The sequence below is a fragment of the Aeromonas sp. CU5 genome, assembly GCF_002586745.1.
Classification (GTDB): domain Bacteria; phylum Pseudomonadota; class Gammaproteobacteria; order Enterobacterales; family Aeromonadaceae; genus Aeromonas; species Aeromonas sobria.
The window spans coordinates 3,333,508-3,358,932 of record NZ_CP023817.1; the positions used below are offsets into that span (position 1 = coordinate 3,333,508).

Annotated in this window: 24 protein-coding genes; 1 reads left to right on the forward strand and 23 read right to left on the reverse strand. The window is 57.1% G+C overall.

What is annotated here, in order from left to right:
* Nucleotides 1-59: 59 nt before the first annotated feature.
* From ftsZ to mraZ, 14 genes are all read right to left on the reverse strand, one after another.
* On the reverse strand, nucleotides 60-1,211 hold the full coding sequence (gene ftsZ / locus CK911_RS14850) for a cell division protein FtsZ (protein WP_042019576.1): 1,152 nt from the start codon (nucleotides 1,209-1,211) through the stop codon (nucleotides 60-62).
* Between the two features lie 39 nt (nucleotides 1,212-1,250).
* A complete protein-coding gene (ftsA, locus tag CK911_RS14855; protein WP_042019577.1) occupies nucleotides 1,251-2,510 on the reverse strand; it encodes a cell division protein FtsA in 1,260 nt (419 codons plus the stop codon).
* Entirely contained in the window at nucleotides 2,491-3,243 is a 753-nt protein-coding gene (locus tag CK911_RS14860; protein WP_042019579.1) for a cell division protein FtsQ/DivIB, read from the reverse strand. The genes ftsA and CK911_RS14860 overlap by 20 nt, the downstream gene beginning before the upstream one ends.
* A 97-nt stretch (nucleotides 3,244-3,340) precedes the next feature.
* Nucleotides 3,341-4,795 carry a UDP-N-acetylmuramate--L-alanine ligase gene (gene murC, locus CK911_RS14865; RefSeq protein WP_068978938.1) on the reverse strand — a complete coding sequence of 485 codons (1,455 nt, stop codon included), beginning with the start codon at nucleotides 4,793-4,795 and terminating at the stop codon, nucleotides 3,341-3,343.
* A 100-nt stretch (nucleotides 4,796-4,895) separates the two neighbouring features.
* Nucleotides 4,896-5,978, reverse strand: coding sequence for an undecaprenyldiphospho-muramoylpentapeptide beta-N-acetylglucosaminyltransferase (gene murG, locus CK911_RS14870; RefSeq protein WP_098970897.1), 1,083 nt, complete (start codon nucleotides 5,976-5,978; stop codon nucleotides 4,896-4,898).
* The gene (gene ftsW / locus CK911_RS14875) at nucleotides 5,978-7,159 is read right to left on the reverse strand and encodes a cell division protein FtsW (RefSeq protein WP_042019584.1); all 1,182 of its coding nucleotides are present in this window, start codon (nucleotides 7,157-7,159) and stop codon (nucleotides 5,978-5,980) included. Before ftsW ends, murG begins: the two co-directional genes overlap by 1 nt.
* A complete protein-coding gene (gene murD, locus CK911_RS14880; RefSeq protein WP_098970900.1) occupies nucleotides 7,156-8,439 on the reverse strand; it encodes a UDP-N-acetylmuramoyl-L-alanine--D-glutamate ligase in 1,284 nt (427 codons plus the stop codon). Before murD ends, ftsW begins: the two co-directional genes overlap by 4 nt.
* A 4-nt stretch (nucleotides 8,440-8,443) precedes the next feature.
* Complete coding sequence (gene mraY / locus CK911_RS14885) at nucleotides 8,444-9,526, reverse strand: phospho-N-acetylmuramoyl-pentapeptide-transferase (RefSeq protein ID WP_098970902.1); 1,083 nt, start codon at nucleotides 9,524-9,526, stop codon at nucleotides 8,444-8,446.
* On the reverse strand, nucleotides 9,520-10,875 hold the full coding sequence (gene murF / locus CK911_RS14890; RefSeq protein WP_098970904.1) for a UDP-N-acetylmuramoyl-tripeptide--D-alanyl-D-alanine ligase: 1,356 nt from the start codon (nucleotides 10,873-10,875) through the stop codon (nucleotides 9,520-9,522). The genes mraY and murF overlap by 7 nt, the downstream gene beginning before the upstream one ends.
* Nucleotides 10,872-12,368 carry a UDP-N-acetylmuramoyl-L-alanyl-D-glutamate--2,6-diaminopimelate ligase gene (murE, locus tag CK911_RS14895; RefSeq protein WP_098970906.1) on the reverse strand — a complete coding sequence of 499 codons (1,497 nt, stop codon included), beginning with the start codon at nucleotides 12,366-12,368 and terminating at the stop codon, nucleotides 10,872-10,874. Before murE ends, murF begins: the two co-directional genes overlap by 4 nt.
* Nucleotides 12,352-14,106 carry a penicillin-binding transpeptidase domain-containing protein gene (locus CK911_RS14900; protein WP_098970909.1) on the reverse strand — a complete coding sequence of 585 codons (1,755 nt, stop codon included), beginning with the start codon at nucleotides 14,104-14,106 and terminating at the stop codon, nucleotides 12,352-12,354. The genes murE and CK911_RS14900 overlap by 17 nt, the downstream gene beginning before the upstream one ends.
* Nucleotides 14,103-14,417, reverse strand: a complete 315-nt coding sequence (gene ftsL / locus CK911_RS14905; protein WP_042019590.1) for a cell division protein FtsL — start codon at nucleotides 14,415-14,417, stop codon at nucleotides 14,103-14,105. The genes CK911_RS14900 and ftsL overlap by 4 nt, the downstream gene beginning before the upstream one ends.
* Nucleotides 14,418-14,420: 3 nt before the next feature.
* Nucleotides 14,421-15,359 carry a 16S rRNA (cytosine(1402)-N(4))-methyltransferase RsmH gene (gene rsmH, locus CK911_RS14910; RefSeq protein ID WP_098970911.1) on the reverse strand — a complete coding sequence of 313 codons (939 nt, stop codon included), beginning with the start codon at nucleotides 15,357-15,359 and terminating at the stop codon, nucleotides 14,421-14,423.
* Complete coding sequence (mraZ, locus tag CK911_RS14915) at nucleotides 15,360-15,818, reverse strand: division/cell wall cluster transcriptional repressor MraZ (RefSeq protein ID WP_042058663.1); 459 nt, start codon at nucleotides 15,816-15,818, stop codon at nucleotides 15,360-15,362.
* A 644-nt stretch (nucleotides 15,819-16,462) separates the two neighbouring features.
* On the opposite strand from mraZ, the gene CK911_RS14925 reads away from it, so the two are divergent.
* Complete coding sequence (locus CK911_RS14925; RefSeq protein WP_253860330.1) at nucleotides 16,463-17,470, forward strand: lytic transglycosylase domain-containing protein; 1,008 nt, start codon at nucleotides 16,463-16,465, stop codon at nucleotides 17,468-17,470.
* Between the two features lie 380 nt (nucleotides 17,471-17,850).
* On the opposite strand, the gene lafU is transcribed toward CK911_RS14925, so the two are convergent.
* The 9 genes from lafU to CK911_RS21515 form a co-directional block, all read right to left on the reverse strand.
* Nucleotides 17,851-18,798, reverse strand: coding sequence for a lateral flagellar motor protein LafU (lafU, locus tag CK911_RS14935; protein WP_068978408.1), 948 nt, complete (start codon nucleotides 18,796-18,798; stop codon nucleotides 17,851-17,853).
* Entirely contained in the window at nucleotides 18,798-19,655 is an 858-nt protein-coding gene (gene lafT, locus CK911_RS14940; RefSeq protein WP_068978407.1) for a lateral flagellar motor stator protein LafT, read from the reverse strand. Before lafT ends, lafU begins: the two co-directional genes overlap by 1 nt.
* Before the next feature lie 50 nt (nucleotides 19,656-19,705).
* Complete coding sequence (lafS, locus tag CK911_RS14945) at nucleotides 19,706-20,422, reverse strand: lateral flagellar system RNA polymerase sigma factor LafS (protein WP_068978406.1); 717 nt, start codon at nucleotides 20,420-20,422, stop codon at nucleotides 19,706-19,708.
* 7 nt (nucleotides 20,423-20,429) lie between these two features.
* A complete protein-coding gene (gene lafF, locus CK911_RS14950) occupies nucleotides 20,430-20,864 on the reverse strand; it encodes a lateral flagellar basal body-associated protein LafF (protein ID WP_275066030.1) in 435 nt (144 codons plus the stop codon).
* 59 nt (nucleotides 20,865-20,923) lie between these two features.
* Nucleotides 20,924-22,003 (reverse strand): flagellar hook-length control protein FliK, encoded by a 1,080-nt coding sequence (locus tag CK911_RS14955; RefSeq protein ID WP_098970917.1) that lies wholly within the window; start codon nucleotides 22,001-22,003, stop codon nucleotides 20,924-20,926.
* Nucleotides 21,994-22,332 (reverse strand): LafX, encoded by a 339-nt coding sequence (locus tag CK911_RS14960; protein ID WP_098970919.1) that lies wholly within the window; start codon nucleotides 22,330-22,332, stop codon nucleotides 21,994-21,996. Before CK911_RS14960 ends, CK911_RS14955 begins: the two co-directional genes overlap by 10 nt.
* Nucleotides 22,333-22,451: 119 nt before the next feature.
* Nucleotides 22,452-22,844 carry a lateral flagellar export chaperone LafC gene (gene lafC, locus CK911_RS14965; protein ID WP_068978402.1) on the reverse strand — a complete coding sequence of 131 codons (393 nt, stop codon included), beginning with the start codon at nucleotides 22,842-22,844 and terminating at the stop codon, nucleotides 22,452-22,454.
* Nucleotides 22,845-22,865: 21 nt separating this feature from the next.
* A complete protein-coding gene (gene lafB / locus CK911_RS14970) occupies nucleotides 22,866-24,182 on the reverse strand; it encodes a lateral flagellar capping protein LafB (protein ID WP_098970921.1) in 1,317 nt (438 codons plus the stop codon).
* Nucleotides 24,183-24,305: 123 nt separating this feature from the next.
* Complete coding sequence (locus tag CK911_RS21515; protein ID WP_253860331.1) at nucleotides 24,306-25,370, reverse strand: flagellin; 1,065 nt, start codon at nucleotides 25,368-25,370, stop codon at nucleotides 24,306-24,308.
* Nucleotides 25,371-25,425 lie beyond the last annotated feature (55 nt).

Here is a 25,425-nt window from a genome sequence, read left to right on the forward strand (position 1 = left end):
GTTGGCTGGCCATCTTAGCACAATCCTTGAACAACAAACAAACCAGAGCCATAAGAGACTTAGTCAGCTTGCTTGCGCAGGAATGCCGGAATATCCAGGTAATCCGGTTCACGACGAGCTTGCGGCTCGGCGTTGACCACCTTGGCCGGCGCTTCGTCCATCACGCGGCCTTGCATCATGTCGCTAACCAGCGGCTGACGTACCGGGCGCTCTTGCACCTGGCTGCTCTTGACCAGGGTGATGTCCGGCTTGCGCTCGGCACCAATACCGGTCGCAACCACAGTCACACGCAGTTCGTCGTGCATTTCCGGATCGATTACGGTACCCACTACAACAGTGGCGTTCTCGGAAGCGAAGGCCTTGACCGCGTTACCCACGGTTTCAAACTCTTCGATGGTCATGTCCATACCGGCAGTGATGTTGACCAGGATGCCACGGGCACCGGCCAGATCCACATCTTCCAGCAGCGGGCTGGAGATGGCTTTTTCGGCCGCTTCTTCGGCACGATCATCACCCGAGGCGGAACCGGTACCCATCATGGCAGTACCCATTTCACGCATCACAGTACGCACGTCCGCGAAGTCGACGTTGATCAAGCCCGGACGGGTGATCAGCTCGGCAATGCCCTGTACCGCGCCAAGCAGTACATCGTTGGCCGCCTTGAAGGCGTCCAGCAGGGAGATACCGCGACCCAGCACCTTCAGCAACTTGTCGTTGGGGATGGTGATCAGGGAGTCGACGTTCTTGGAGAGCTCTTCGATACCATGGGCAGCAAACGCCATCCGCTTCTTCCCTTCGAAGGAGAACGGCTTGGTCACCACGGCAACGGTCAGGATGCCCATCTCGCGCGCCACTTCGGCCACGATCGGTGCAGCACCGGTACCGGTACCGCCACCCATACCGGCAGCAATGAACACCATGTCAGAACCGGTCAGCAGCTCACGCAGCGCTTCGCGATCTTCCATGGCCGCATCACGACCCACTTCCGGATTGGCACCAGCCCCCAGACCCTTGGTGATACCACCACCGATCTGCAGGGTAGTGTTGGCACTGGAATTACGCAGTGCCTGGGCATCGGTGTTGACGGTAATAAACTCAACACCTTCAATATTTTGACGAACCATGTGCTCGACAGCGTTGCCGCCGCCGCCACCTACACCGATCACTTTAATGACGGCTTCGTCAGTGTGGCTATCCATAAATTCAAACATGTTGTCTCTCCGCTTTATTTGCCTGACTCAGCAAAATTCTTAGAACTCGCCACGCAGCCAGTTGCTAACCCGTTTGACCAGGCCACCGACACTTGCCTTGGCGGTATATTCTTTGTTGCTACCTGTGGCTTGATGGGTGCGGCCATATTGCAGCAACCCGACTGCTGTCGAGTACACCGGTGCCTGCACATAATCACTCAAACCACGTATGTTCATGGGTTCTCCCACCCGGACCTGGCATTGGAAGACCTGCTCTGCACACTCCACAATGCCTTCGATCTGGGCTGCGCCGCCGGTCAAGACCACACCGGCTGCCAGCTGATGCTTGACTCCCTGCGCTTTCAGTTCGCTTTGTACCCGCACCAGCTCATCATTCACCATGGAGAGCAACTCGGTGTAACGGGGCTCAATCACTTCAGCCAGTGTCTGCCGTTGCAGGCTACGCGCCGGACGACCGCCGACACTGGGCACTTCAATCGTGTCTTCTTTGCTGACCAGACGGCCGAGGGCGCAACCGTAGCGCACCTTGATCGCTTCTGCGTCGAGCGGCGGAGTGCCGAAGGCGTAGGCGATATCGCTGGTCACTGTGCTGCCAGCGTACGGGATCACCTTGGTGTGGCGCAGAGCACCGCCGGTAAACAGCGACATGTCCATGGTGCCACCACCGATGTCCACCACACAGACACCCAGCTCTTTCTCGTCTTCGGTCAGTACGGCATAGCTGGAGGCCAGCGCGGAGAAGATCAGCTGATCCACCCGCAATCCCACCTTCTCCACACATTTTTCAATGTTGCGGGCCATGTCGTTATGGCAGGTGATCAGGTGCACCTTGGCGGCCATCCGCACACCAGAGAGGCCAACCGGATTCTTGATCCCTTCCTGATAGTCGATGGCGAACTCCTGAGGCAGCACATGCAGCACCCGCAGCTCGTCGGAGAGACGGACCGACTTGGCGGTATGGATGACGTTATCCACGTCCTCCTGGGTCACCTCCTCATCGGAGATGGGCACCATACCGGTCTCATTGCGACAGTCAATATGCTTGCCGGACAATCCCAGATAAACCGAGCTGATCTGGCAATCGGCCATCATTTCGGCCTCTTCTACCGCACGACGCAGTGACTTGACCACGGAGTCGAGATCATTGACCCCGCCCTTCTCCATTCCGCGGGAAGCGTGACTACCCATGCCGATGACATTCAGCTCACCATCCGGCAATACTTCCCCGACCAGAACCGCCACCTTGGTTGTGCCGATATCCAGTCCGACAATCAAATTCCTATCTGCGGTGTTGGTCATGCACTTTCTCTTCGCTCTTCTTCCAGCCAACTGCCACTCCGGTGTCGTATCGAAGATCCACGTAGGCAACCTGCGCACGGGGTTCGATCACCGGGAAGGCATCGATAAACCGCTGTAACCGGAGCGCAATATCATTGCGCCCGAGGAACAGCTTGATGTTGCCATCCAGGGTCAGTTCCCAGGCATGGCGCGAGGTCAAATTAACCCCTTGCAACGTATATCCTTTGGCAGCCAGCTGCGACTGGTACTGCCGACTCTCTTTTAACACCCGGGCAGCCTGGTCATCCGGCCCTGACAGTTGCAGCAGCGGCGTCTTGACTCTGTCCGGGGCACTGAACACCTTGCCCTTGGCATTGACGAAGCGATTACCATTCCAGCGCGCCGCCACATCCTGTTCAGTGAGGTAGATCTTGATCTTGTTCGGCCACTTTTTTCGTACCGAGACCTGAGCTACCCATGGCAGGGCATTGAGCCGTGCCTGTAATTCGTTGACATCCAACTCGAAGAAGTTGCGCAGCTCGGCGCCATCCAGCACGGCCAGCCGCAACTCCTCGGTTTCCAAATACTGGTGTTGCCCCTGTAGCAACAGCTCGCTCATGGGCAACCGGTTGGCATCTGTCAGCCAACCTTTAACATCCAGCGCAGTCTGATAGCAGCCCCATAACACCAGCAGGAAAAACACTACGCCTGCGATGAAGCCACCCTTGGTGCGCCCTTCTGCCCTTGCCTCCACCCGACGATCCCCGTGTAACGCGCTAAACCGGCCTTTTGACAGACCGGTTCGCCATTATATAGGCCCCGGCTTGGCGGTCAAAATACTCATTGGGCCCTCAGGCGCCAGATTTCATGCTATCTATGCTCAATTTCATCTCTCCGAGACGACGGGCAAGCGCCCCGACGTTGCCGGCACCTTGAGTCAGCACCAAATCGCCCTCGCCGATCAAGTCGGCCAGCACGGCTGGCACGTCATCCGGGGTGGCAACAAAGATGGGTTCGAGGTTGCCGCGGGAGCGAATGGAGCGGCACAGTGCCCGTCCGTCGGCACCCGGGATCGGCTCCTCACCGGCAGCATAAACCTCCAGCATCACCAGCACATCTACCTTGGAGAGCACGTCAGCGAAGTCCTCGTAGAGATCGCGGGTGCGGGTATAGCGGTGTGGCTGGAATACCATCACCAACCGCTTGTCGGGCCAACCGGCACGAGCGGCGTTGATGGTGACCTTCACTTCGCTCGGGTGGTGACCGTAGTCGTCCACCAGCATCGCCTTGCCACGACCGGTTTCGAACTCGCCATATTGCTGGAAACGGCGCCCCACCCCTTCAAACTTGGCCAGCGCAGAGATAATCGCATCATCGCTGACACCGTCCTCGGTCGCGACAGCTATCGCCGCTGCAGCGTTCAATGCGTTGTGAATACCCGGCAAATTGAGGGTGACCTGCAACTCACCGGCATCTTTACGACGCACCCGGAAGCAGCTGTGGTTGGTGGTCTGGACAAAATCCAGCACCTGCACGTCGGCATCGTCAGCGAGACCGTAGGTCAGGGTCGGGCGGGCAATCTCGGGCAACATGCCACGGATCACCGGATCATCGACGCAGACCACCGCCAACCCATAAAAAGGCAGGTTGTGCAAAAACTCGATAAAGGTGGCTTTCAGCTTGGCGAAATCGCCACCGTAGGTTTCCATGTGATCCGCTTCGATGTTGGTCACGATAGAGACCATCGGCTGCAGATGCAGGAAGGAGGCATCGCTCTCGTCCGCTTCGGCGATCAGATAACGGCTGCTACCCAGACGAGCGTTGGTACCGGCGCTGTTAAGCAGACCACCGATGACGAAAGTCGGGTCACGGTCAGCTTCGGCATAAATGCTCGCCACCAGACTGGTGGTGGTGGTCTTGCCGTGAGTACCGGCGATGGCGATGCCATGACGGAAACGCATCAGCTCGGCCAGCATCTCGGCACGACGCACTACCGGGATCCGCAGTTCGCGGGCGGCCAGCAGCTCGGGGTTATCCTGCTTGATGGCGGTAGAGACCACCACCACGCTGGCTCCTTCGATATGCTCGGCACTGTGACCCACGAAGATGTGAGCGCCCAACCCAGCCAACCGCTCGGTCACTGCATTACGGGCCAAGTCAGACCCTGTTACCTGATACCCTTCGTTGGCAAGCACTTCAGCGATCCCGCCCATACCGGCACCACCTATGCCGATAAAGTGAATGCGACGCACGCGGCGCATTTCGGGGATCACAGTACGCAGTTTTGCCAATTCAACCTTGGTCATAATCGTCTCGCTAGTCTGCCGCTGGCCGTGTGCTGTCACACGGCGGCATCAATATAGTCAGGTACAAGGCTGCACGGGGTCGCCGCTGCAACCTTGCTCATCAATCTTTACCACTCTGCCCGGTTGCGAGTCGCTTGCACTCGTCCGCTACCCGCTCGGCCGCATCCGTAATAGCCACGCGACGGGCCGCCTTCGCCATGTTAAACAGGGTCTCCCGGCGACCAGCCAGCCAGGTCAGACGCGCCGCCAGCGAAACGGTATTCAACTCGGATTGGGGCAGAAACTCGGCCGCACCACCGTCGACCAGCGTCAGGGCGTTACGGGTCTGGTGATCATCCACCGCATGGGGCAATGGCACGAAAATGGCGGCCACACCGGCGGCAGCCACTTCGGAGACCGTCAGGGCCCCCGCTCGGCAAACCACCAGGTCAGCCCAGGCATAGGCACCGGCCATATCCTTGATAAATTCGCTCACCTCGGCATTGATGCCGTGTTGGGTGTAGGCGGCGGAGACCGTTTCGCCATTACCCTTGCCGCACTGATGACGTACTGCAATCGGCACACCGGCCGCTGCCACTGCAACAGGAACCTGCTCGTTGAGCACCCGGGCCCCCAGACTGCCACCGACGATCAGCAGATGCAGCGGTTCGCTGCTGCTGCGCAGTTGGGGATCCGGCAAGGCCACCACTTCCGGGCGCACCGGATTACCCACCACAGCGGTGCGACGGCTCGGGGCGAAGGCCCCCGGAAATGCCATCAACACCCGCTTGGCGATGCGCGCCAACAATTTGTTGGTCATGCCGGCAGCGGCATTCTGTTCATGGAGCAGCAACGGGATGCCGGAGAACCAAGCCGCTACCCCACCCGGCCCGGAGGCAAAGCCGCCCATGCCGAGCACCACGTCTGGGCGAACTGTCTTGAGCACCTGACGCGCCTGCAGGATCGACTTGACGATACGGTAGGGTGCCACCAGAAACCGCTTGATGCCGTTGCCACGCACCCCCTGAATATCGATAAAGGAGATGGGATAGCCATGGGCAGGCACCAATTCAGCCTCCATCCGGTCGGCAGTGCCGAGCCAGTGGACAGTCCAGCCCTGGGCCTTCAGGCGATCGGCCACGGCCAGACCGGGGAACACATGTCCACCGGTACCACCTGCCATCACCAACAGAGTCTTGCTCACTAAACCTCCCGCACGCGCGCCTGGGCTGTCGCCTGACGCAACTCAAAATCAATTCGAATCAACATGCTCACCGCCACCGTCATGATGATGAGACTGGAACCGCCATAACTGACCAGCGGCAAGGTCAAGCCCTTGGTCGGCATCATGCCACTGGCCGCACCGACGTTAACGAAGGTCTGAAAGCTGAACCAGATGCCGATACCGATGGCCAGATAGCCGTCATAGAGCCGATCTGCCACCAGCGCCCGATGACCCAGCTTGAGTGCCTTGATCGCCAGCGCAAAAATCAGGAACAGGGCGCCCAGCACCCCGACATAACCCAGCTCTTCACCGAGGATCGCAAACACGAAGTCGGTATGCGCTTCCGGCAGGTACTCCATCTTCTGGATGGAGTTACCAAGCCCCTCACCAAACCAGCTGCCGCGGCCAAATGCCATCAGCGACTGGGTCAACTGGTAGCCACTGCCAAACGGATCGGCCCAGGGGTCCATAAAAGAGGTGACCCGTCTCATCCGGTACGGTGCGGCAATGATCAGCATCACAACCACCCCCAGCCCGGCACCGATCAGGGTGATAAATTGCCCCAGCTTTGCCCCCGCCAGGAACAGCATGCCGAACGAGGTGACGAACATTACCACGGTGGAACCCAGATCAGGCTGCAACAGCAGTAAACTTGCCAGTACGCCGAAAACAGCCAACGGCTTGAGGAAGCCGAACCAGGCTTCCCGCACTTCGCTCTGACGGCGCACCAGATAACCGGCCAGATAGACAAACAGAGCCAGTTTGCCAAATTCCGCAGGCTGCAGGTTGAAGGGGCCGAGCGGCAACCAGCGCACCGCACCGTTAACGTTGCGACCCACCAGCAGCACCAGCACCAACATCAGGATCGCCAGCACCAGCATAGGGCCGTTGTACTGTTGCCAGCGGGCCATCGGCACCTGCAGCACAAACCAGGAGATCCCCAGCGCCATCACCAGAAACAGACCATGCCGCTTGACGAACATGAAGGGGTCATCCCCCAGCGCAATCCCTTCCGGGATCGACGCCGAGGCTACGATGACCACCCCCACCGCCATCAGGGAGAGCGCCAGCAGTACCAGCTGCCGATCGTAAAGACCGGCAGGACGCGCCGGTAACAACCAGCGCTGGAAAAGACCTGCTGCTGCGCGAAGGGCGTTCATAGCATCTGTACCATCTCGGTGAAGCGATCGCCGCGTACCTCGAATGACTTGAACTGATCGAGGCTGGCACAGGCCGGCGCCAGCAGCACCCAGTCACCGGGCTTGGCATCTGCCGCCGCCTTGGCGACCGCGGCCGCCAGATCGGCGACCAGCTCAGTCTGCGCACCCAGCGCCAGCAGCACCTCGGCATCCTGACCGAAGCAGTACATGTGATCGATCTGGCTGCCCAGTAGCGCCTGAATGGGGCCAAAATCCTGCCCCTTGCCCTGACCACCGGCCAGCAACAACAGACGACCCTGCACCGACTCGCGCACACCGGCAACGGCAGCCAGAGTGGCCCCCACGTTGGTGGCTTTGGAGTCATTGATCCAGCGCACCCCGTTTACCTCCCGCACGAAGCGGGCGCGGTGGGGCAAGCCTTCAAAGCGGCGCAGCACGGTGAGCTGGGCAGCACGGGGAATACCAACCGCATCGCACAGCGCCATGGCTGCAAGGGCGTTGGCCTGATTGTGGGCGCCGACGATCTTCATCTCATCCACCGCCAGCAGCGGTTCGCCATGCAGGGTCAGCCAGTAGCGGCCATCCAGCAGGCAGCGGCCGTAGCCATTGCAATCGAGGCCAAAGCTCTGCCACACCTGACCCACATCGGGCAGGGTCTGGGCATCGTCGCGATTGACCAGAATATGTTTGGAGTGCTGATGGATCTCCATCTTGGCGGCGCGATAGTCGGCCATGCCCTGATAGCGATCCATGTGATCTTCGGAGAGATTGAGCACCACGGACGCCGCAGCACGCAGACTGTAGGTGGTCTCGAGCTGGAAGCTCGATAGCTCAAGTACACAGAGATCCATCGGTTGCTTGAGCAACTCCAGCGCAGGGATGCCGATATTGCCACCGACGCCAACCTTGAGCCCGGCTTCGGCAATCATCTCGCCCACTAGGGTGGTGACTGTGCTCTTGCCGTTGGAGCCGGTGATGGCGATGACCGGGGTCTGGGTCTCGCGGACAAACAGCTCGATGTCGCCAATGATCTGCACACCACGCTCAGCGGCGGCTTTCAGCTCGGGAGTCGCCAGCGCAATACCGGGACTCGCCACTATCATGTGCGCCTGCTTGAGCAGCGCCTCGTCTAGCCCGTGGATCAACTCCACCTCAGGCGGCAGTTGATCCTTGCCGGGCGGGTTGGCGCGGGTATCCATCACCAGCGGCGTTACGCCACGGCTGAGGAAATAATCGACGCAGGAGAGTCCGGTTTTGCCCAATCCGATGATGATGACCATGGTCTTATCGCACCTTCAGGGTGGCAAGACCCAGCAAGACGAGAACGAGGGTGATGATCCAGAAGCGCACGATGACGCGCGGCTCCGGCCAGCCCTTCTTCTCATAGTGGTGATGGATCGGCGCCATGCGGAAGATCCGCACGCCGCGCAACTTGTAAGAGCCCACCTGCAGGATCACCGACAGCGTTTCCATTACAAACACGCCACCCATGATCACCAACAGGAACTCCTGACGAACCAGCACGGCGATAGTACCGAGCGCGCCGCCCAAGGCCAGGGAACCGACATCCCCCATGAAGACCTGGGCCGGATAGGTGTTGAACCAGAGGAACCCCAGACCCGCCCCGACGATGGCAGTACAGACGATCACCAGCTCGGAGGTATAGGGTACATAGGGAATGTGCAGGTAGTTGGCAAAATTGACGTTACCGGTGGCCCAGGCGATCAGGGCAAAGCCCCCCGCCACCATCACGGTCGGCATGATGGCCAGACCATCGAGACCATCGGTCAGGTTAACCGCATTGGAGGTGCCGACGATGACAAAGTAGGTCAGCACGATAAACATCAACCCCAGTTGCGGCATCACATCCTTGAAAAAAGGCACTACCAGCTGAGTCTGGCCATCGTGGGTCGCGGTGCAGTAGAGGGTAACCGCTACCACCAGTGCCACCGCGGACTGCCAGAAGTACTTCCAGCGGGCAATCAGACCGTCGGTATTCTTGCGTACCACCTTGAGGTAATCGTCGGCAAAGCCGATGGCACCGTAAGCACCAAGCACGAACAGCACCAGCCAGACATAGCCGTTGTCGAGACGGCCCCACAGCAGCACCGAGATAAAGATGGATGCAATGATCATCAGGCCACCCATGGTCGGGGTGCCTCGCTTGCTGAGGTGAGACTCGGGGCCATCGTTGCGGATCACCTGGCCGAATTTGAGGATCTGCAGGCGGCGGATCAGCCGTGGCCCCATCCAGAGGGCGACCCCCAGACCGGTGATGATCGACAGGATGGCGCGAAACGTCAGATAGGAGAAGACGTTGAAGAAGGTAAAGTGCGGGGTGAGCAATTCCGCCAGCCAGACTAGCATGTGGCTGACTCCTGATGGTCTTTGACCATCTCGACGATATCTTCCATACGGGAGCCACGGGCACCCTTGACCAGAATCGAAATTTCCTGATGTGTATTTATCATTTGCGCAAGCACTTCAAACAACGACGCCTTGTTATCAAAATGTCGGCCAGCCGCGGCATCTGCGGTGTGGCGACTCTCTTCCCCTACTGTCAGCACGGCGTCCAGACCGCACTCGCGGGCATGACGGCCAACCCGGGCGTGTTGTTCGGCAGACTCCTCACCCAGTTCCCGCATGTCACCGAACACCAGCACCTTGAAGCCGCCCATGGCGGTCAGGGCATCGATGCCAGCCAGCACGGATTCCACGCTGGCATTGTAGGTATCATCCACCAGAGTCAGACCACCCCAGCGCTGGACGCAGAAACGCCCCTTGACCGGCGCCATCTGCTCAAGTCCGGCCTTGACCGAGGAGAGGGATGCGCCAAGAGCCAGACAGCCTGCGGCGGCGGCCAGCGCGTTGGCCACGTTGTGGCGACCCGGGATCGCCAGGGTCAGGCTCAATTCGCCCTGCGGGGTCACCATCACGAACTCGGCACAACCCTGCTCGTTGAGTACCACATCACGGGCGTGGAACGGCTGGCTCTGATCCTCGATGGAGAAGGCGCACTGAATGCCGCGCTCCCGCCACTTCGGCCAGAACTCGTTGTCGGCGTTGACGATGGCGGTGCCGCCTTCGCTCAAACCTTCAAAAATTTCGCTTTTGGCGTAATAAATGCCTTCGAGCGAGCCGAAGCCCTCCAGATGGGCCGCCGCCACGTTGTTGATGATGGCGGCATCAGGTTTGGCCAGCGAGGTGGTCCAGGAGATCTCGCCCTTGTGGTTGGCGCCCAGCTCCATCACCGCAAACTGATGCTGCGGCTCAAGGCGCAGCAGGGTGAGTGGCACCCCCACCTCGTTGTTGAAGTTGCCAGCGGTGGCCAGCACTTCCCCTTCGTTACGCAGGATGGCGGTCGCCATCTCCTTCACTGTGGTCTTGCCACAGCTGCCGGTAATGGCCAGCACTTTCGGATTGATGCGCTCGCGCACCAGCTTGCCGAGACGACCCAGCCCCTTGAGGCTGTCGGCCACCACCAGCTGGGGAATCTCCAGCGGCAGTTCACGCTCGACCAGCAGGGCAGAGGCCCCTGCCTGAACGGCCTGCTCGCAAAAATCATGGGCATCGAAGCGCTCGCCGCGCAGGGCAACGAACAGGGCACCGGCACCCAGGGTGCGGGTGTCGGTACTGACTGCGGTGATCTCGCCATCTTCACCAATCAGACGGGCATCGAGTACCTGCGCCAGCTCGGCAAGCTTGAGGGTCATCATGTGAATGACTCCAGTAATGTGTGCAAGGCGGCTGCGACGGTTTCCCGATCGCTGTAGTGCCGCTTGTCTGTTCCAATGATCTGATAATCCTCGTGGCCCTTACCGGCCACCAGGATGATGTCCTGTTTGCTCGCCTGACCGATGGCCAGCGCAATCGCCTTGACCCGATCGTGCTCCACCTGCACCGCAGCAGGATCGCGAAGACCCGCCACCATGTCGGCCATGATCCGGGCCGGCTCCTCGGTACGGGGATTGTCGTCGGTCAGGATCACGCGATCCGCATACTGCTCGGCCATCGCCGCCATCATGGGGCGCTTGCCGCGATCGCGGTCGCCGCCACAGCCAACCAGACACCAGAGCTGACCTTGGCAGTGCACCCGCAGGGCCTGCAATGCCTTTTCCAGCGCATCCGGGGTGTGGGCGTAATCGACCACTGCCAGCGGCGTATCGCCACCGCCGAAACACTCCATGCGACCGGTCACCGGCTGCAGTTGAGGTGCAGTCGCCAGCAGCTCGTTGAAGTCGTAACCGAGCACCAGCATCACCCCCATCGCCGCCAGCACATTGCTGACGTTGAAGCGCCCGAGCAAGGGGGCGGATAATACACCATTCCCCCAGCTGGAGTTAATCTGCGCGCGAAAACCTTGCTGGTGAAAATCGAGCTGCTGCGCCGTTAATTGACGGCCAGAATGGTGTTCAATCGGGCCATCCACACTGAAGGCCACCGCAGCCGGGTATTTTTCGAGCCACTTGACACCCAACTCGTCATCGCGGTTGATCACCGCATTTGACTCATCGACCAGCTGCAGCAGCTGCTCTTTGGCCGCGCCATAGGCTGCCATGGTGCCGTGATAGTCGAGGTGATCCCGGCTCAGGTTGGTGAAAACGGCTGCGGCAAAGGGCAGCGCGGCGACACGGTGCTGCACCAGACCGTGGCTGGAGACCTCCATAGCCACCAGATCCGCTCCCAGCTCTTGCAGCGCAGCCAACGTGGACTGCACCTGCACGGCGCTGCCGGTGGTGTTTTCCGCTTCGATCAGATCGCCAAACAGGCCATTGCCGATGGTACCCATCACCCCAGCCTTGCCACCCAGCAGGGTACGCCAGTTAGCGACCAGCAGCGCCGTGGTGCTCTTGCCGTTGGTACCGGTGATCCCCACCAGTTCAAGTTTTTTGGCTGGCTGGTCGTAGAAATACCCTGAGAGAGCAGAAAGATGAGCGGGCAGCTCCCGCATCCCGATACAGGGAACCGGAGTCGATGGCGGGATAAATTCACCATCCTCCTCAAACACAACAGCGGTCGCTCCCTGAGCCACCGCCTGTTCGATAAACCGTCTGCCATCCACCTGATGACCACGAATGGCCACGAAGAGGGAGCCGGGGCCGACCCGCCGACTATCCAGCTGGATATCGGTCAGGGCGAGCGCCGGCACCTGGATACCGAAGGGGCGCAGTAATGCATCAAGTGCGCGGTACTCATGTGCGCGGGACAAAGGAAGCCTCCGTACGGGCAAGTTTGGTGGGCACCGCTGTGGGCACCGCATCAGGACGAATATTGAAGAGCTGCAGCACCCCGCCCATGGCCTCTGCAAACGGTGGGGTCGCCACGGCGCCGCCATAATAGGCGCTGCCTTTCGGCTCGTTGATCACCACCACCATGACGAAACGGGGGTCACTGGCTGGGGCAAAACCGGCAAACCAGGCCATGTAATCCTTGCCATAGCCACCAGCGACGGCGACCTTGGCGGTACCACTCTTGCCGCCGACCCGATAGCCCGGGATCTTGGCCTTGGGAATGGCGTTGTCGACCACATATTCCAGCGCCTGCAACATGGCAGAGGCGTTGTTGTGGTCGATCACCTGCTCACCCTTGGGCGGCGTGGTGACCTTGACGATGGAGAGCGGCACCCGCTTGCCCTTGTTGGCCAGGGTGGCGTAGGCGGAAGCCAGCTGCAGCGGGGTGACCCGCAAGCCATAGCCAAATGAGAGGGTCGCCCGCTCGATATCAGACCAGCGACGACGCTGGGGCAGCATGCCGCTGCTCTCGCCCATCAGCCCGCTGCCGGTATCCATGCCGAAACCAAACATGCTGAGGGTGTTGATCATCTCCTGCGCCGGCATCCGCAGCGCGATGCGCGACATACCGATGTTGGAGGAGTAACGCAGAATGTCGTAGAGGTTGGTCGCCTTGTGAATACTGACGTCCTTGATCTGTTTGGCGCCGATAAACAGTGGCCCACCCGGAATGGTGTCTCTCCAGCTGGTCACCCCGGCCTGCAACCCACTTAACAAAATCAATGGCTTAATGGTGGAGCCAGGCTCATAGGTATCGGTTACTACCCGGTTGCGCACCCGGAAGCTCTGATACTGACCACGGTTATTGGGGTTGTAAGAGGGGGTGTTGACCATGGCGAGCACTTCGCCGGTCTTGATATCCAGCATCACCATGGAGCCAGAGGTCGCCTTGTTCTCGTCGGTTGCCCGCTTGAGGGCGCGGTAGGCCAGAGCCTGAACCCGCTGATCGATACTGAGTTGCAGATCGTTGGCGTTCTTGCCCTCTTTGACGACACCAAGGCGTTCAATTACGCGACCCTGACGGTCCTTGCGCACCCGCATCTCGCCAGAGGTGGCCGTCAACCACTCGTTGTAGCTACGCTCGATACCCTCTATGCCGTTGTCATCGATGTTGGTCACCCCCACCAGATGGGCGCTGATCTCGCCGGTCGGGTAGAAACGGCGCGCTTCAGGGCGCAGGTAGACCCCACCCAGCTTCAACCCCTTGATATACTCGGCAACAGCAGGCGTCACCTGACGCTGCAGGTAGACGAACCGCTTGCTGGGGTTGGCAAGGCGGTGCTTGAGCGTATTGATATCGAGTTTCAGCACTGCTGATAATGCCAGCCAGGCCCGCTCGTTATTGATGGCGCCGGACTCATGGACTGTTTTGGGATCGGCCCAGACCGCCTCGACTGGCACGGAAACCGCCAGCTGCTCGCCATTGCGATCGGTGATCATGCCGCGCACCGCCTGGGTGGATGTCGTCCGCAGCGAACGCATATCCCCCTCCTGACGCAGACGATCCGGGTTGATCACCTGGATCCACGCCAGACGCAGGATCAGACCCACAAACGCGATGCCGATAAATACCACCAGCGTGCGAAAGCGCCACGGATAGATCGATGGCGCTTTGACAGTCGCTTTGGCAGCTTTGGCTGTAGCCTTGCGTTTCATGGTTGGGTAATTACCTTCTCGGTGGTCACCAGCGGACGTCCCATCTGTAACTTGTCCATCGCCAGACTCGCCACCCGGGAGTGTTCAGCCAGGGTGCCCTGCTCCAGCAGCAGATGGCGCCATTCGATATTGAGGCGATCCTCTTCCGCCATCAGATCGTTCTGCTTGGCTGTCAGACCCCGGGTCATGTTGGTCACCAAAATCACCGCAAAGGCGGTGACCAGCACGGCCACTGACAGCAAAATCTGCAGCTTGTGGCGCCAGAGATCACGGAGGATCTCCTTGGCCAGATGAACACGCACCTCGCTCATCGCTTACTCCGCCAGCCGTTCGGCAACCCGCAGCACCGAGCTGCGCGAGCGGCTATTTTCAGAAACTTCAAAATCAGATGGCTTGAGGGCCTTACCCACCGACTTCAATTTGCGACCGCCAGCCAGCTGGGCCTCGGTCAACGGAATACCGTAAGGCACTTCCGGCCCTTTTTCATGCTTGCGGATGAAGTGCTTCACCAGCCGATCTTCCAATGAGTGGAAGCTGATCACCGACAGACGCCCCTGGGGTGCCAGCACCTCCAGCGCACCGTTAAGCGCAGTTTCAATCTCGTCCAGCTCGCTGTTGATATAGATGCGGATGGCCTGGAAGCTGCGGGTTGCAGCATGCTTGCCTTTTTCCTTGCTCGGGTTGACCCGGGCAATCATCTCCGCCAGCTGACGGGTACGCACATAAGGTTCGGTCACGCGATCGTGGACGATGGCGCGGGCGATCTTCTTGGCAAAGCGCTCCTCACCGAAGGTCTTCAGCACCCAGGCGATGTCATCCACATCAGCCTTGGCCAGCCACTGGGCAGCACTTTGGCCTGAGGTGGGGTCCATCCGCATATCGAGCGGGCCATCTTTCATAAAGCTGAATCCGCGCTCGGCATCGTCCAGCTGGGGAGACGAGACCCCCAAATCCAGCAAAAAGCCATCCACCTTGCCCAGCAAACCACGCTCATCAAGATAAGAGGCGATACCGGAGAAGGGACCATGGACGATTTCGAAACGGGGATCCTGGATCTTGGCCGCCTCGGCAATCGCCTGCGGATCGCGGTCGATGGCGATCAACCGGCCATTGGGGCCAAGGTGCTGCAGGATCAGACGAGAATGACCACCACGGCCAAAAGTACCATCGACGTAAACGCCGTCCGGCTTGATGTCCAGACCTGCGACGGCTTCGTGCAACAGCACTGTGATGTGTTCAGCGGCTTGGGTCATTTATAAAGAGAAATCCTGTAGTCGTGGTGAGCTTGCCCAATCGTCCCCGGGCAGACCCAAGATGTCGTCATTGACCTGTTGTTGCCAGCGGGCTTCATCCCACAGCTCAAACTTGTTGAGCTGGCCCACCAACATGATTTTCTTGTCCAACCCCGCATGGTTACGCAGTGGCTGGCTGAGCAGCAGACGGCCATTGCCATCCAGCTCGCATTCGGTTGCATGCCCCAGCAACAGCCGCTGCAAACGGCGCTCTTGCGGATTCATGCTGGAGAGGGTTTTGAGCTTGCGCTCAACCTCTTCCCATTCGTTCAGGGGATAAAGCAGCAGACAGGGATGGGCAATATCGATGGTGCAGACCAGCTGGCCGTCGCGCTCAGAGCGCAGCCAATCACGGAATTTGGTCGGAATAGCCAGCCGCCCTTTACTGTCCAGGCTGATGGCATGAGCGCCACGCAACAAATTGCAGTCCCTGAAGGTGAGTGAGCGAGCTGATTGCCCCTCTAAAAACCACTTTGATCCACTTTTCCCCACCATGAAGTTTAAGGACGTGGAAGGGGCTTTTCAAGCAAGGAGATGGGACAGAGAGAACATATTGACGCAGCATGTGGACACTGCTGGTTGAGTGGGTTGATTTTCCAAGAGTTATTGCTGAAAAAACAGCAAACGATTAATTAACTGCGGGGTGGTAGGCGGTCACTATCTAGGCAATATTATGAAACGGAACAATACCACTGCACATAGCAAGATACTAACACATATCACTGGATAGATGATGTAACCATCTTTCGAACGGCGCGCACGCAGAGAAACCAGCTGACAGAGCAACAAATTGTAAATAATCAGCAGGGATGTCAGCAGAATATTGGTGGCAAATGTCAGCTCTTGGGCGTAACCAATGTACAAGCCCATCAGAATGAAATTGGCGAGTATCAGATACAGCAAAAACTTCTGAATCGCTTTACCCGAATTTGGGCTCTTTTTTACTCGTGTTATCATGCTTGCTACGTCCTGGATTACACATGATCAGACGACCTTAAATTCAAAAAACTGTTGAGATATATCATGTTTTTATTATTGCGCGATCCTTGCTCAACAATTGCCCCATGACCAGACTCATTTTTTTGCTACTGAGCGGGATGTTAATGATATCAACATCTTGCCATGCTTATCACAATTATCACTGGCAAGCAGGTTTCCCTATCCCGATTCAGGGAAAAGGTGCCGATTTGGTCAGCCAACAGCAGCAATTCTTGCTTAAGCAACGTCCTTATCTGCAGCAACGCCTCGCGGAGACACAACCCGTTATTCGCTGGGTCGCGGAGCAGGTTCACGAACGCAAACTGCCTCCTTTGCTTGCCTTTGTTCCTTTGCTGGAAAGCAGTTACCGGCTGGATGTGGTCTCTTCTGCTGGCGCGGCGGGCCCTTGGCAGCTAATGCCCGATACCGCCACCCGATTTGCCGTGCCTATCACAAGCGAATTTGATGGCCGCTATTCACTGCCATTAGCGACAGAGGCAGCCCTTTCCTATCTGGCATGGCTTTATCGCTTCTTTGGCAATGACTGGTTGCTTGCTTTGGCCGCCTATAACGCGGGAGAAGGACGGGTACTCAATGCAGTTTTGAAAGCGGGGACACGCAATGTATGGGAACTGGAGCTTCCGACTGAAACCCGCTTTTATGTGGCGCGCTTTGTCGCGCTTGCAAGGCTACTCGATATGGCTGATAGCTATCAGTTTCAGCTTCCGCCGTGGCAAAGCGGCAGTGATTTGCAAATTTTTCGTCATCCAGATGGCTGTTCCCTGCCCGCGTGGGCTCAGGCGAAGGGCGTATCAATGAATGAGGCCAGCCGCTGGAATCCGGCTTGGCAACTCCCTACCGCGCCAGGGATAACCAATTGCCCGATCGTCTACAGCAAGGGCAAGGCTCCCACCGCCAGCCAGAAGAAGGGGGCGACCGCTATTGTCAAAGCGGTCTCACTGGACAATCTGCACGACCCCCTGTTACTCAAAGCAGCCAGAGGGCTTGATATGAGCCGGGGCGAGATCAGGCTGGAACGCTTGCCTGATCCGCTTGGGATGGAGCAGAAGCGACCGCTGATTGCGGTACCATGAAACAGTGGCGCCACTGACTCAATATTGGTCCTAAATCAACCTCTTGCGGATCAGACCAGCGAGCACCATAAAAGCAAAGGTGCTGACCTATAACTCGACGATGCGTGATGTGACACTCCAACACTGTCTGTCGCGACAGAGAAAGTGTCACCGTGTTCGGTAACATAAAGCGAGCTGGAGCAAGAAAACCCACCCCTCCCGGACCAATATCCTTGATCACGGCACGGCCAATGCTTTTGTCAAACAACACACCTGAAATCAGCATACGTGCAGCGATTCCACAGCTTTGTGACTCAAGCGGAGTTGTACCATCATGCAGATACCAGCGCGGTACCTTTCGACGTGGATCATTGTGCGAGGTATGCACCGGAAACTCGATCTCAGGGTTGTCCATGGGAAATCATCTCCTTGGCATGGGTGGCTGCCGCTTGCGTTTGGGAGCTGAAAAGTTGCTCCAGATTGGTTTCAGCCTGAGTGGTCATGATCAGCAATTCAATGCGCCGATTACTGCTGCCCTGGGGATTCTGGGTATCGTCCAGCATGGTATCCGCCATCGCGACAACCTGCCCGACCCGTTCAGGTGGCATGCCACCCGCCTGCAGCACCCGCCTAGCCATCATGGCACGGTCTGACGAGAGTTCCCAGTTGCTGTAGTTGTCTCCGGCAAACGGGGTGCTGTCGGTATGGCCCGAAATCATGACCCGATTTTCTATGCGCTGGAATATCGGTGCCAACGCCATCAGCAGATGACGGAAAAAGGGGGTAATACGCGCACTGCCGCGGCTATACATTTCTCGGTCGGCATCATCACGGATCAGAACCCGCAACCCTTGGGGAACAATCTGTATTTCAAGGTTGTTGTTCGCCTGCATTTGTTTCGCCAGATCATTGATAAATCCGGCAAGCTGCTTCATCTGAGCCTCACCTTCGAGCTTGCCGACCAGCAGATTTTCATATCCTCCGCCGGGTCCATCAGAGAAGATGCTCTGAAGGCGATCCATATGCTTGGGCATCATCTGCCCTTGCTGATCAAATTTGGGGTTGAGCTCATCTAGAACAGAGGGATTGCCGCCCAAATCGACGGGATAAGGGCTGTTTCGGATGTCAAAGGGATTCGTTTCATTGTCCATGATGCTGTAGTCGCGCAGACGACTAGCAACGATTTCCCGCTCCTCCTGATTGGAGACAGCCAAGATCCACAACACCATGAAAAAAGCCATCATGGCCAGGGTGAAGTCAGCAAAGGCAACTTTCCAAGCGCCGCCACCTTTGGGACCATTATTACGACGCTGCTGGCGCTTGACGATAATCTGTTCGTGATTACGCATTACATCGCCCTGTTGTTCACCCAATCTTCCAGTTCAAGGAAGCTGGGTTTGACATCCGGCTCCAGGATCTTGCGTCCGGAGTCGACAGCAAGCAGTGGTGTCTTGCCACGCAACTGGGCAATCAGGATCGACTTGATGCACATCAACAGACCGATACGGCGCTTGACCATCTCCTCCATAGCGTTGCTGATCGGCTCCAACAAGCAGTAGCAGAGGAAAATGCCGATAAAGGTCCCAACCAGCGCAGCTGCCACATGGACACCGATATTGCTAAGGGGGCCATCCAGCTGCTGCATGGTGATGATAATCCCCATCACCGCAGCCAGAATACCGAAGCCCGGACAGGCCTCACCGGTTTTGTGCAATGCATGGGCCGGTTTGAGCATGTCCTCTTCAATGGCCATGATCTCCTGCTCCAGCACGGTATCCAGTTCATGGGGGGTGATCTTGCCCATCCCGAGCAGGCGCAGGTTATCGATAATGAAACCAAGCAGTTGGGGATCTTCTGAGATCTGGGGATACATGAGAAAGACCGAGCTCTGCTGGGGATTCTCGATATGCTCATCGAGCGCTTTCATCCCCTTGTTGCGCGTCTCTTCAAGCAGTTGATGCATCAGGGTCAACAGCTCGCGATAGACCTCGTTCTCTTCTTTGTTGGGCTTGAAACACATTTTCACCTGCACCCACATTTCGTGCATCACCTCTTTCGAGTTGCCCAGAAACATGGAACCCACTGCAGCACCAATAATGATGATCAACTCGGAGGGCTGCCATAAGGCAATTAACCGTCCGCCAGCCATCATGAAACCGCCCAGCACACATATAAAAATGACGCCGATGCCAATCTGTTTTTGCATGAATGCTCCCGCACAATACAAGAAGACTCACCAATGAGGGTGAAGCACTACTATATGGAGTCGACCAATCGTTGCTTTAGCTGAAGCACACACTGCTTGTGCAGCTGACAAACCCGGGACTCGGTTAATCCAAGCACCAGTGCTATCTCTTTCATGTTGAGCTCTTGCTGGTAATACAGAGAGAGCAGCAACTGTTCACGCTTATCCAGAGTGGCCAGCACCTTGCTGATGGTCATTGCCAGATCAACATCATCAGACTCGGTGGTCGGCGCCTTGCCACCATTCTCCAGCCACTCTTCCAGACTCTGCAGTGCTTCAGCCTGGCTGGCATAGGACAGCTGGCGCACCTCTTCCACCGAGCAATCGAGTGCTGCGGCAAGTTCTTGTTCTGAGGGCGCGCGACCAAGCCGGTTGTGCAGTTCACGCTGCACCTGATTATGGCCATGTACCTGCTGTCGCAACTGGCGTGGTCGCCAATCCAGGCGGCGCAACTCATCGAGCATGGCGCCACGAACCCGTTTGAAGGCGTAACTTTCGAACTGGGCATCGGGCTCGCTGTCATATCGGCGCCAGGCCTCCAGCAGCCCCATCATGCCTACCTGCTCCATATCCTCCTGATCAAAACAGGCACTGACCTGACTACGCAGGTGACATGCAGCACGTTTAACCAGGGGCAAATAACGAGTAATAACAGCCTGCTCACCCATACGGGGAATTGGCGGCGTATCAGCGAACTCTTGTTGAGAATCCCAAGCAGAATCAGTCATATGGTAATTACTGTACCAGTACCTTAGTGATGAGCACTTCATCCAGATAGGGTTTATAACCATATCCCTGCACAGTGGTTACCAGCTTATCGCGCAGAGATGTCTGCAGTTTGGAGATATTCTGCAGCTCAACTTTTACGTCATCATGGGAGCGGTGGCTAAAATACTGCACCATGGCGTTACGGATCAGGGGTGTCAGCTCATCCAGCTTGGCAACCTGTGCCGGGTTGTAGGTCACCAGTGCCAACTCCAGTACCAGATAATGGGATTGTTCCCCCCCTTCCAGACTGATGACAAAGCGTTCCATCGGCTTGAATAGCGGAGTACTGCTCAACTCTGGCTTTGGCTCTGCCAATCCCAACCAAACCTCAATCACATCTCGTTTCAACCAGGCCCCATATGCCAGCAAAACCAGCAGGCACAGGGCAATGACGACAACCATCAACCACTTCATGACACGCCGCATAATGTACAACCACTCTCGCTATTACGGGTTAAAAATCAGACCAGGGTATTGAGCCAGTCGTGCACTGTCGCCCATTGGGAATCCGGCTCATCCTGCCACTGACGACGGCCAGCCAGAATCTTCTCCTGCTGCCACCGATCTTGCTGTCGCTGCTCCCCTCCCTGCCCCACATTGACCTCCACCCCACCGGCATGATGGGGAGCCAGGCTCATGCGCAAACGCTCCATTGACTGGATCAATGCATCACGTACTGCCGGGTTGGTCACGTTCAACTGGACATTGAGTCGGTCACCATCGAGCTTGACGGTCAACTCCAGCCGCCCCAACTCTGGCGGGTCCAGCCGGATATGAGCCTGTTTCACCTGTTGATTGACCTGCAACTCGACCTTGTCACGCAACAAATCCACCAATTGCTGCCCCCACTGAGTCTGATTGTCAGACAGGCGGGCAGGGGCCCACTGATACTCCGCAGTCCGGGACACCTGAGGTGACAGTTGACCAGCAAGCAGATGACGGGTATCTGGCAACGAGCTCTCCCCCACTTTGGCGTCGAGTGGAGCGCCTGGATCAATACTGGCCACCGCAGACAAACTGAATCGCCCCAGCACCTCTGCGCTTTGACCACTTGATTTGGCCAGCAAACTGGAGAGCATCTGGGCAAATGCAGGAGCTACCGACTCAGTGCTACTGGCGGCAGGCGGTTCTCCCGCTGACATAGACGTCCCCATCAGCATGCGAAGAGCTGGTGATAACTTCCCCTCTACAACCATTTTTGAACCGCTCTCACTGCTTGCCGTGGTCACAGCGGCACGGTTCAGCATAAAGCCTTGATATCCAGTCTCTTCAGCCCTGGAAAGAACGGGCGGAGTGAGGGTAAATGCCTGGAGTTGCTCAACGGCAGCATCTTCTTGCGAAGGAGCCTCTGCCTTATCCTCATCGATGGTTCTGTCGTCAGCGGCAAGCTCGGGGAGTGGCAGCGTCACCAGTGGCTCAAGCGTCTCATCCAGCGGCTGATAAAGTTCCCCTTCACTGCCAGACTGCCCTGACAGACGATTAAGCGCAGCGGCATCGTGGGTATGAAGCGCCTCAAAACCGGCGAATTGAATTAATCCCATTCCTGCACCTCACCATATGCCGTCAACCCTTCACGAATGGCAGACAGTTGTTGCCACTCCTGTTTACGAATTGCGGTCTCCTGTTCGCATAGCTGAAAAGCCTGTTGATACTGCACTTGCACCCGCTCAATCGCCGGTCGCAATGCCGTCCATAGTTCGGTGTTTTGGCTCACTTGAGAGACAAATTGCGCGAAACGACTATCGGTCAACCGGACGGCATCCCACTGCCCAGCCTGTGCCTGTTGTAGCAACAGCGTTCCCAACCCCAATAGCTGACGCTGGCGAGTCTGCACATCCGCTTCACGCAAAGCGGGATCAATAACTGACATGGCAAGCCCCCAAAAGATGAACTAGCCCACAAGCAAAGAGTGGGCCAGATCTATATTTATTAAATTTCAAGGTCTTGATGGAGGGTAATAGCTCTGGAGAAGGAAGCGGAACTTCCGTATTAACGAGGGTGGTGCGCCATGGCTTCCCAACCCTCTTTCAGCTCTTGCAGAATTTTACGCACCTCAGCAAACCCTTCGATATTGTTGGAGACGCTGATTTCAAATAACTTCTGGCCACAGTAGTCGTAGAGGCGATGCAAGTTAACCGCCAGATCGCCGCCTTTGTCCATGTCCAGAGCACTGTCCAGCCCACCCAGGATCTGCATGCACTTGTTGATGGCCAATCCCTTACGCTCAAACTGCTTTGCCAGAATATGCCCTTCCGCACGAGCCATCTCATCCAGCAGGCCATCCATCAGCATCAATACAAGCTGGTATGGATCAGCACTGGCAGCCTTTGCTTCAGTGGCGGCAAATCGATAGGCATCATAGCCATCTTCGGATTCAAACATGGGTCACTCGCTGTTGATGGTTCAAGATTTAGACATCTGGGCCAAGGAATTGCTAAACGATTCCATGGTCTGTGTCATCTGATTCATAGTATTGAATTGATTGAGATAACGCTTGTAAACAGACTCCATGCGTTTATCCAATGCCTCCATTTTACCATCAAGTCGCTTTTGATTGGCTTCCAGCGTGCTCTTGTGGGTGGCCATCACACCATTAGTCTTGGAGAAAGGATCAAGCACCTTGCTCATCCGCTTGAGCAAACCGTTATCCCCCATCAGAGCCTTACCCAACAGCTCAGGCTCTTTCTCGATGGACTTCTTGAAATCCGTCTCGCTGAAGACCAGCTTGCCTGACTTTTCAGTCTTGATACCAAGCTGGCTCAGGGTCATCCCTGCTGGCAGGTTTCGCACCCCATTGGCAAGCGTTCCTTTCAGGCTACGAACCGTCGTATCTGACGCCAGCACCCCTTTTTTCTTGGGGTCGGTGGATGTTTCCTTATTCAGCAGCTCCAGCAGTTCGTTGTAGCTATCAACAAACTTTTTCAGGGAGCCCGTCACTGCTTCGTTGTCATAACCCACTGTCACCTGCATCGGGCCATCCGTTGCCTTTTGCACCTTGGTGAGATCCAGCGTTAGCCCTTCCACCACGTTTTCAATCTTGTTGGTCGGCGACTTGATCTCCAGCGCATTAGTACCCACCCCCATCTTGATGATGGAGTCCTGACCTGGGGTAATCACCTTTCCGGCGAGAAAAGCCTTGCCGAAATCTGACGCCGGGTCGCCATCATAGACAGGGGTAAACACCTTGGCAGCCCCGCTATCTTTACTGGTCAGCACCAGGTTAACCTTGCCATCCGTGCGGATCAGGCTGGCCTTAACCCCCGGATTATCCGTCGCGTCATTGATGGCAGAAACCAGGCTCTGAGCTGTCGACCCCGCAGGCAAGGTAGCCAAATCGATAGCGAACGCCTTGCCATCTACGGTAAACGACACTTTTCCGGTGGTTGGCAATGGTGCTTTTTCATCCGCTAGTTGCACCCCGAACTGATGCGACTGGGCCAACTGATTGACCTGAAAATTGTACTGGCCCGGCGTTGCCTTGCCATTGCTGGTCACCGTCATGATGCCTTCCTGAGAAAGGCTGGCTTTCTGTGCTTGCAGTGACGCAGGCTTGTTTAAATCCTTCAGCAGGGTTTGGAAACTGGATAGCTTTGAGTCGATAGAAGCCAGTGAACTTTGCTGCGCTTTGACCGTGGCCATCTGCCCTTTCAGCAACTTGTCCATATTTTTGCGTTCATTGGCCACCATTTGCATCGCAATAGAGGCGGGATCGACCTGCATATATCAGCTCCTAAAAAAAATACTGCAACACCTGCATGTTGGAAAAACCAGCTCTCGCCTTTCCAACCGGCAGGCTAACGATAAAACAGGCTGCCACCTGTCGCGGTGGCAGCCCATCATCTATTAACGCAACAGCCCGGTGACCATGCCGGTCATTTCATTGGACTTGGTCAGTACAGACATGCCCGCCTGCATCAACATCTGGTTCTTGGTCATGTTGGTGCTTTCGGTAGCGAAGTCGGCATCCATGATGCGACCCTTGGCGATATCGGTGTTCTCTTTCATGTTGGAAAGGTTGTTTACGGTGTGCTCCAGGCGGTTAATATTGGCACCCAAGGAGGAGCGGACGCTGGTGATATCCTGCATAAACGCTTCCATCTTGCCCATCGCAACCTGAGCAGACTTCTGATCGGTCAGACCGTTTTCCAAAATGCCCGCATCAAGGCCAGTACCAGCATCAATCGCATCTTTGGTTACTGCTTTCAGACCAGTGTCATATGCTGTTTGTGCAGCCACAAGGTCAGCAGCTTTAGTTGCATCACCGGGAGCACCTGCTGCTGCAACTTTCGCGTCTTTCAACGTTTTAGCTGCACCAGCAGAGTCATCTTTGTAGGTTTTGATCGCATCCAGTTTGGTTTTATCTGCAGCGCTCACAGGGGCACCGCCCACCACTTTCTTCAGCGCATCGCCGATATCCAGATTAAGGCGCTCGGTGTCGGAGCCACCAATCTGGAAGGTCACTTCACCCTTGGCAAATTTACCGCCGGTCTTGTCCAGCAGGTTTTCGCCACCGAAGGTGGTGTTGCCAGCGATGTTCTTCAGCTCTTTGGTCAGCTCGCCAAATTCGGCGTTCATGGCGGAGATATCTTTGTCGCTGCTGGTACCGTTGGCGGCCTGGGTAGCCAGATCCTTCATACGCTGAACGATATTGGTCATCTCGTCCATGGCGCCTTCGGCAGTCTGCATCATGGAGATGGCATCCTGGGCGTTGCGCATGCCCACTTTCTGGCTGTTGGACTGGGATTGCAGACGGGTAGCAATCTGCAGACCGGCGGCATCGTCAGCGGCAGAGTTGATGCGCAGACCGGTACCCAAACGCTGCATGGCGGTGCTGGCCAACTTGTTGGTGGAGGTCAGCTGGTTTTGGGTGACCATGTTGGCGAAGTTGGTGTGAATAGACAGACTCATTTTCGTTTCCTCGAAATAGATGCTGCCACTGGCAGCTTTTAACGTGACCCCACAA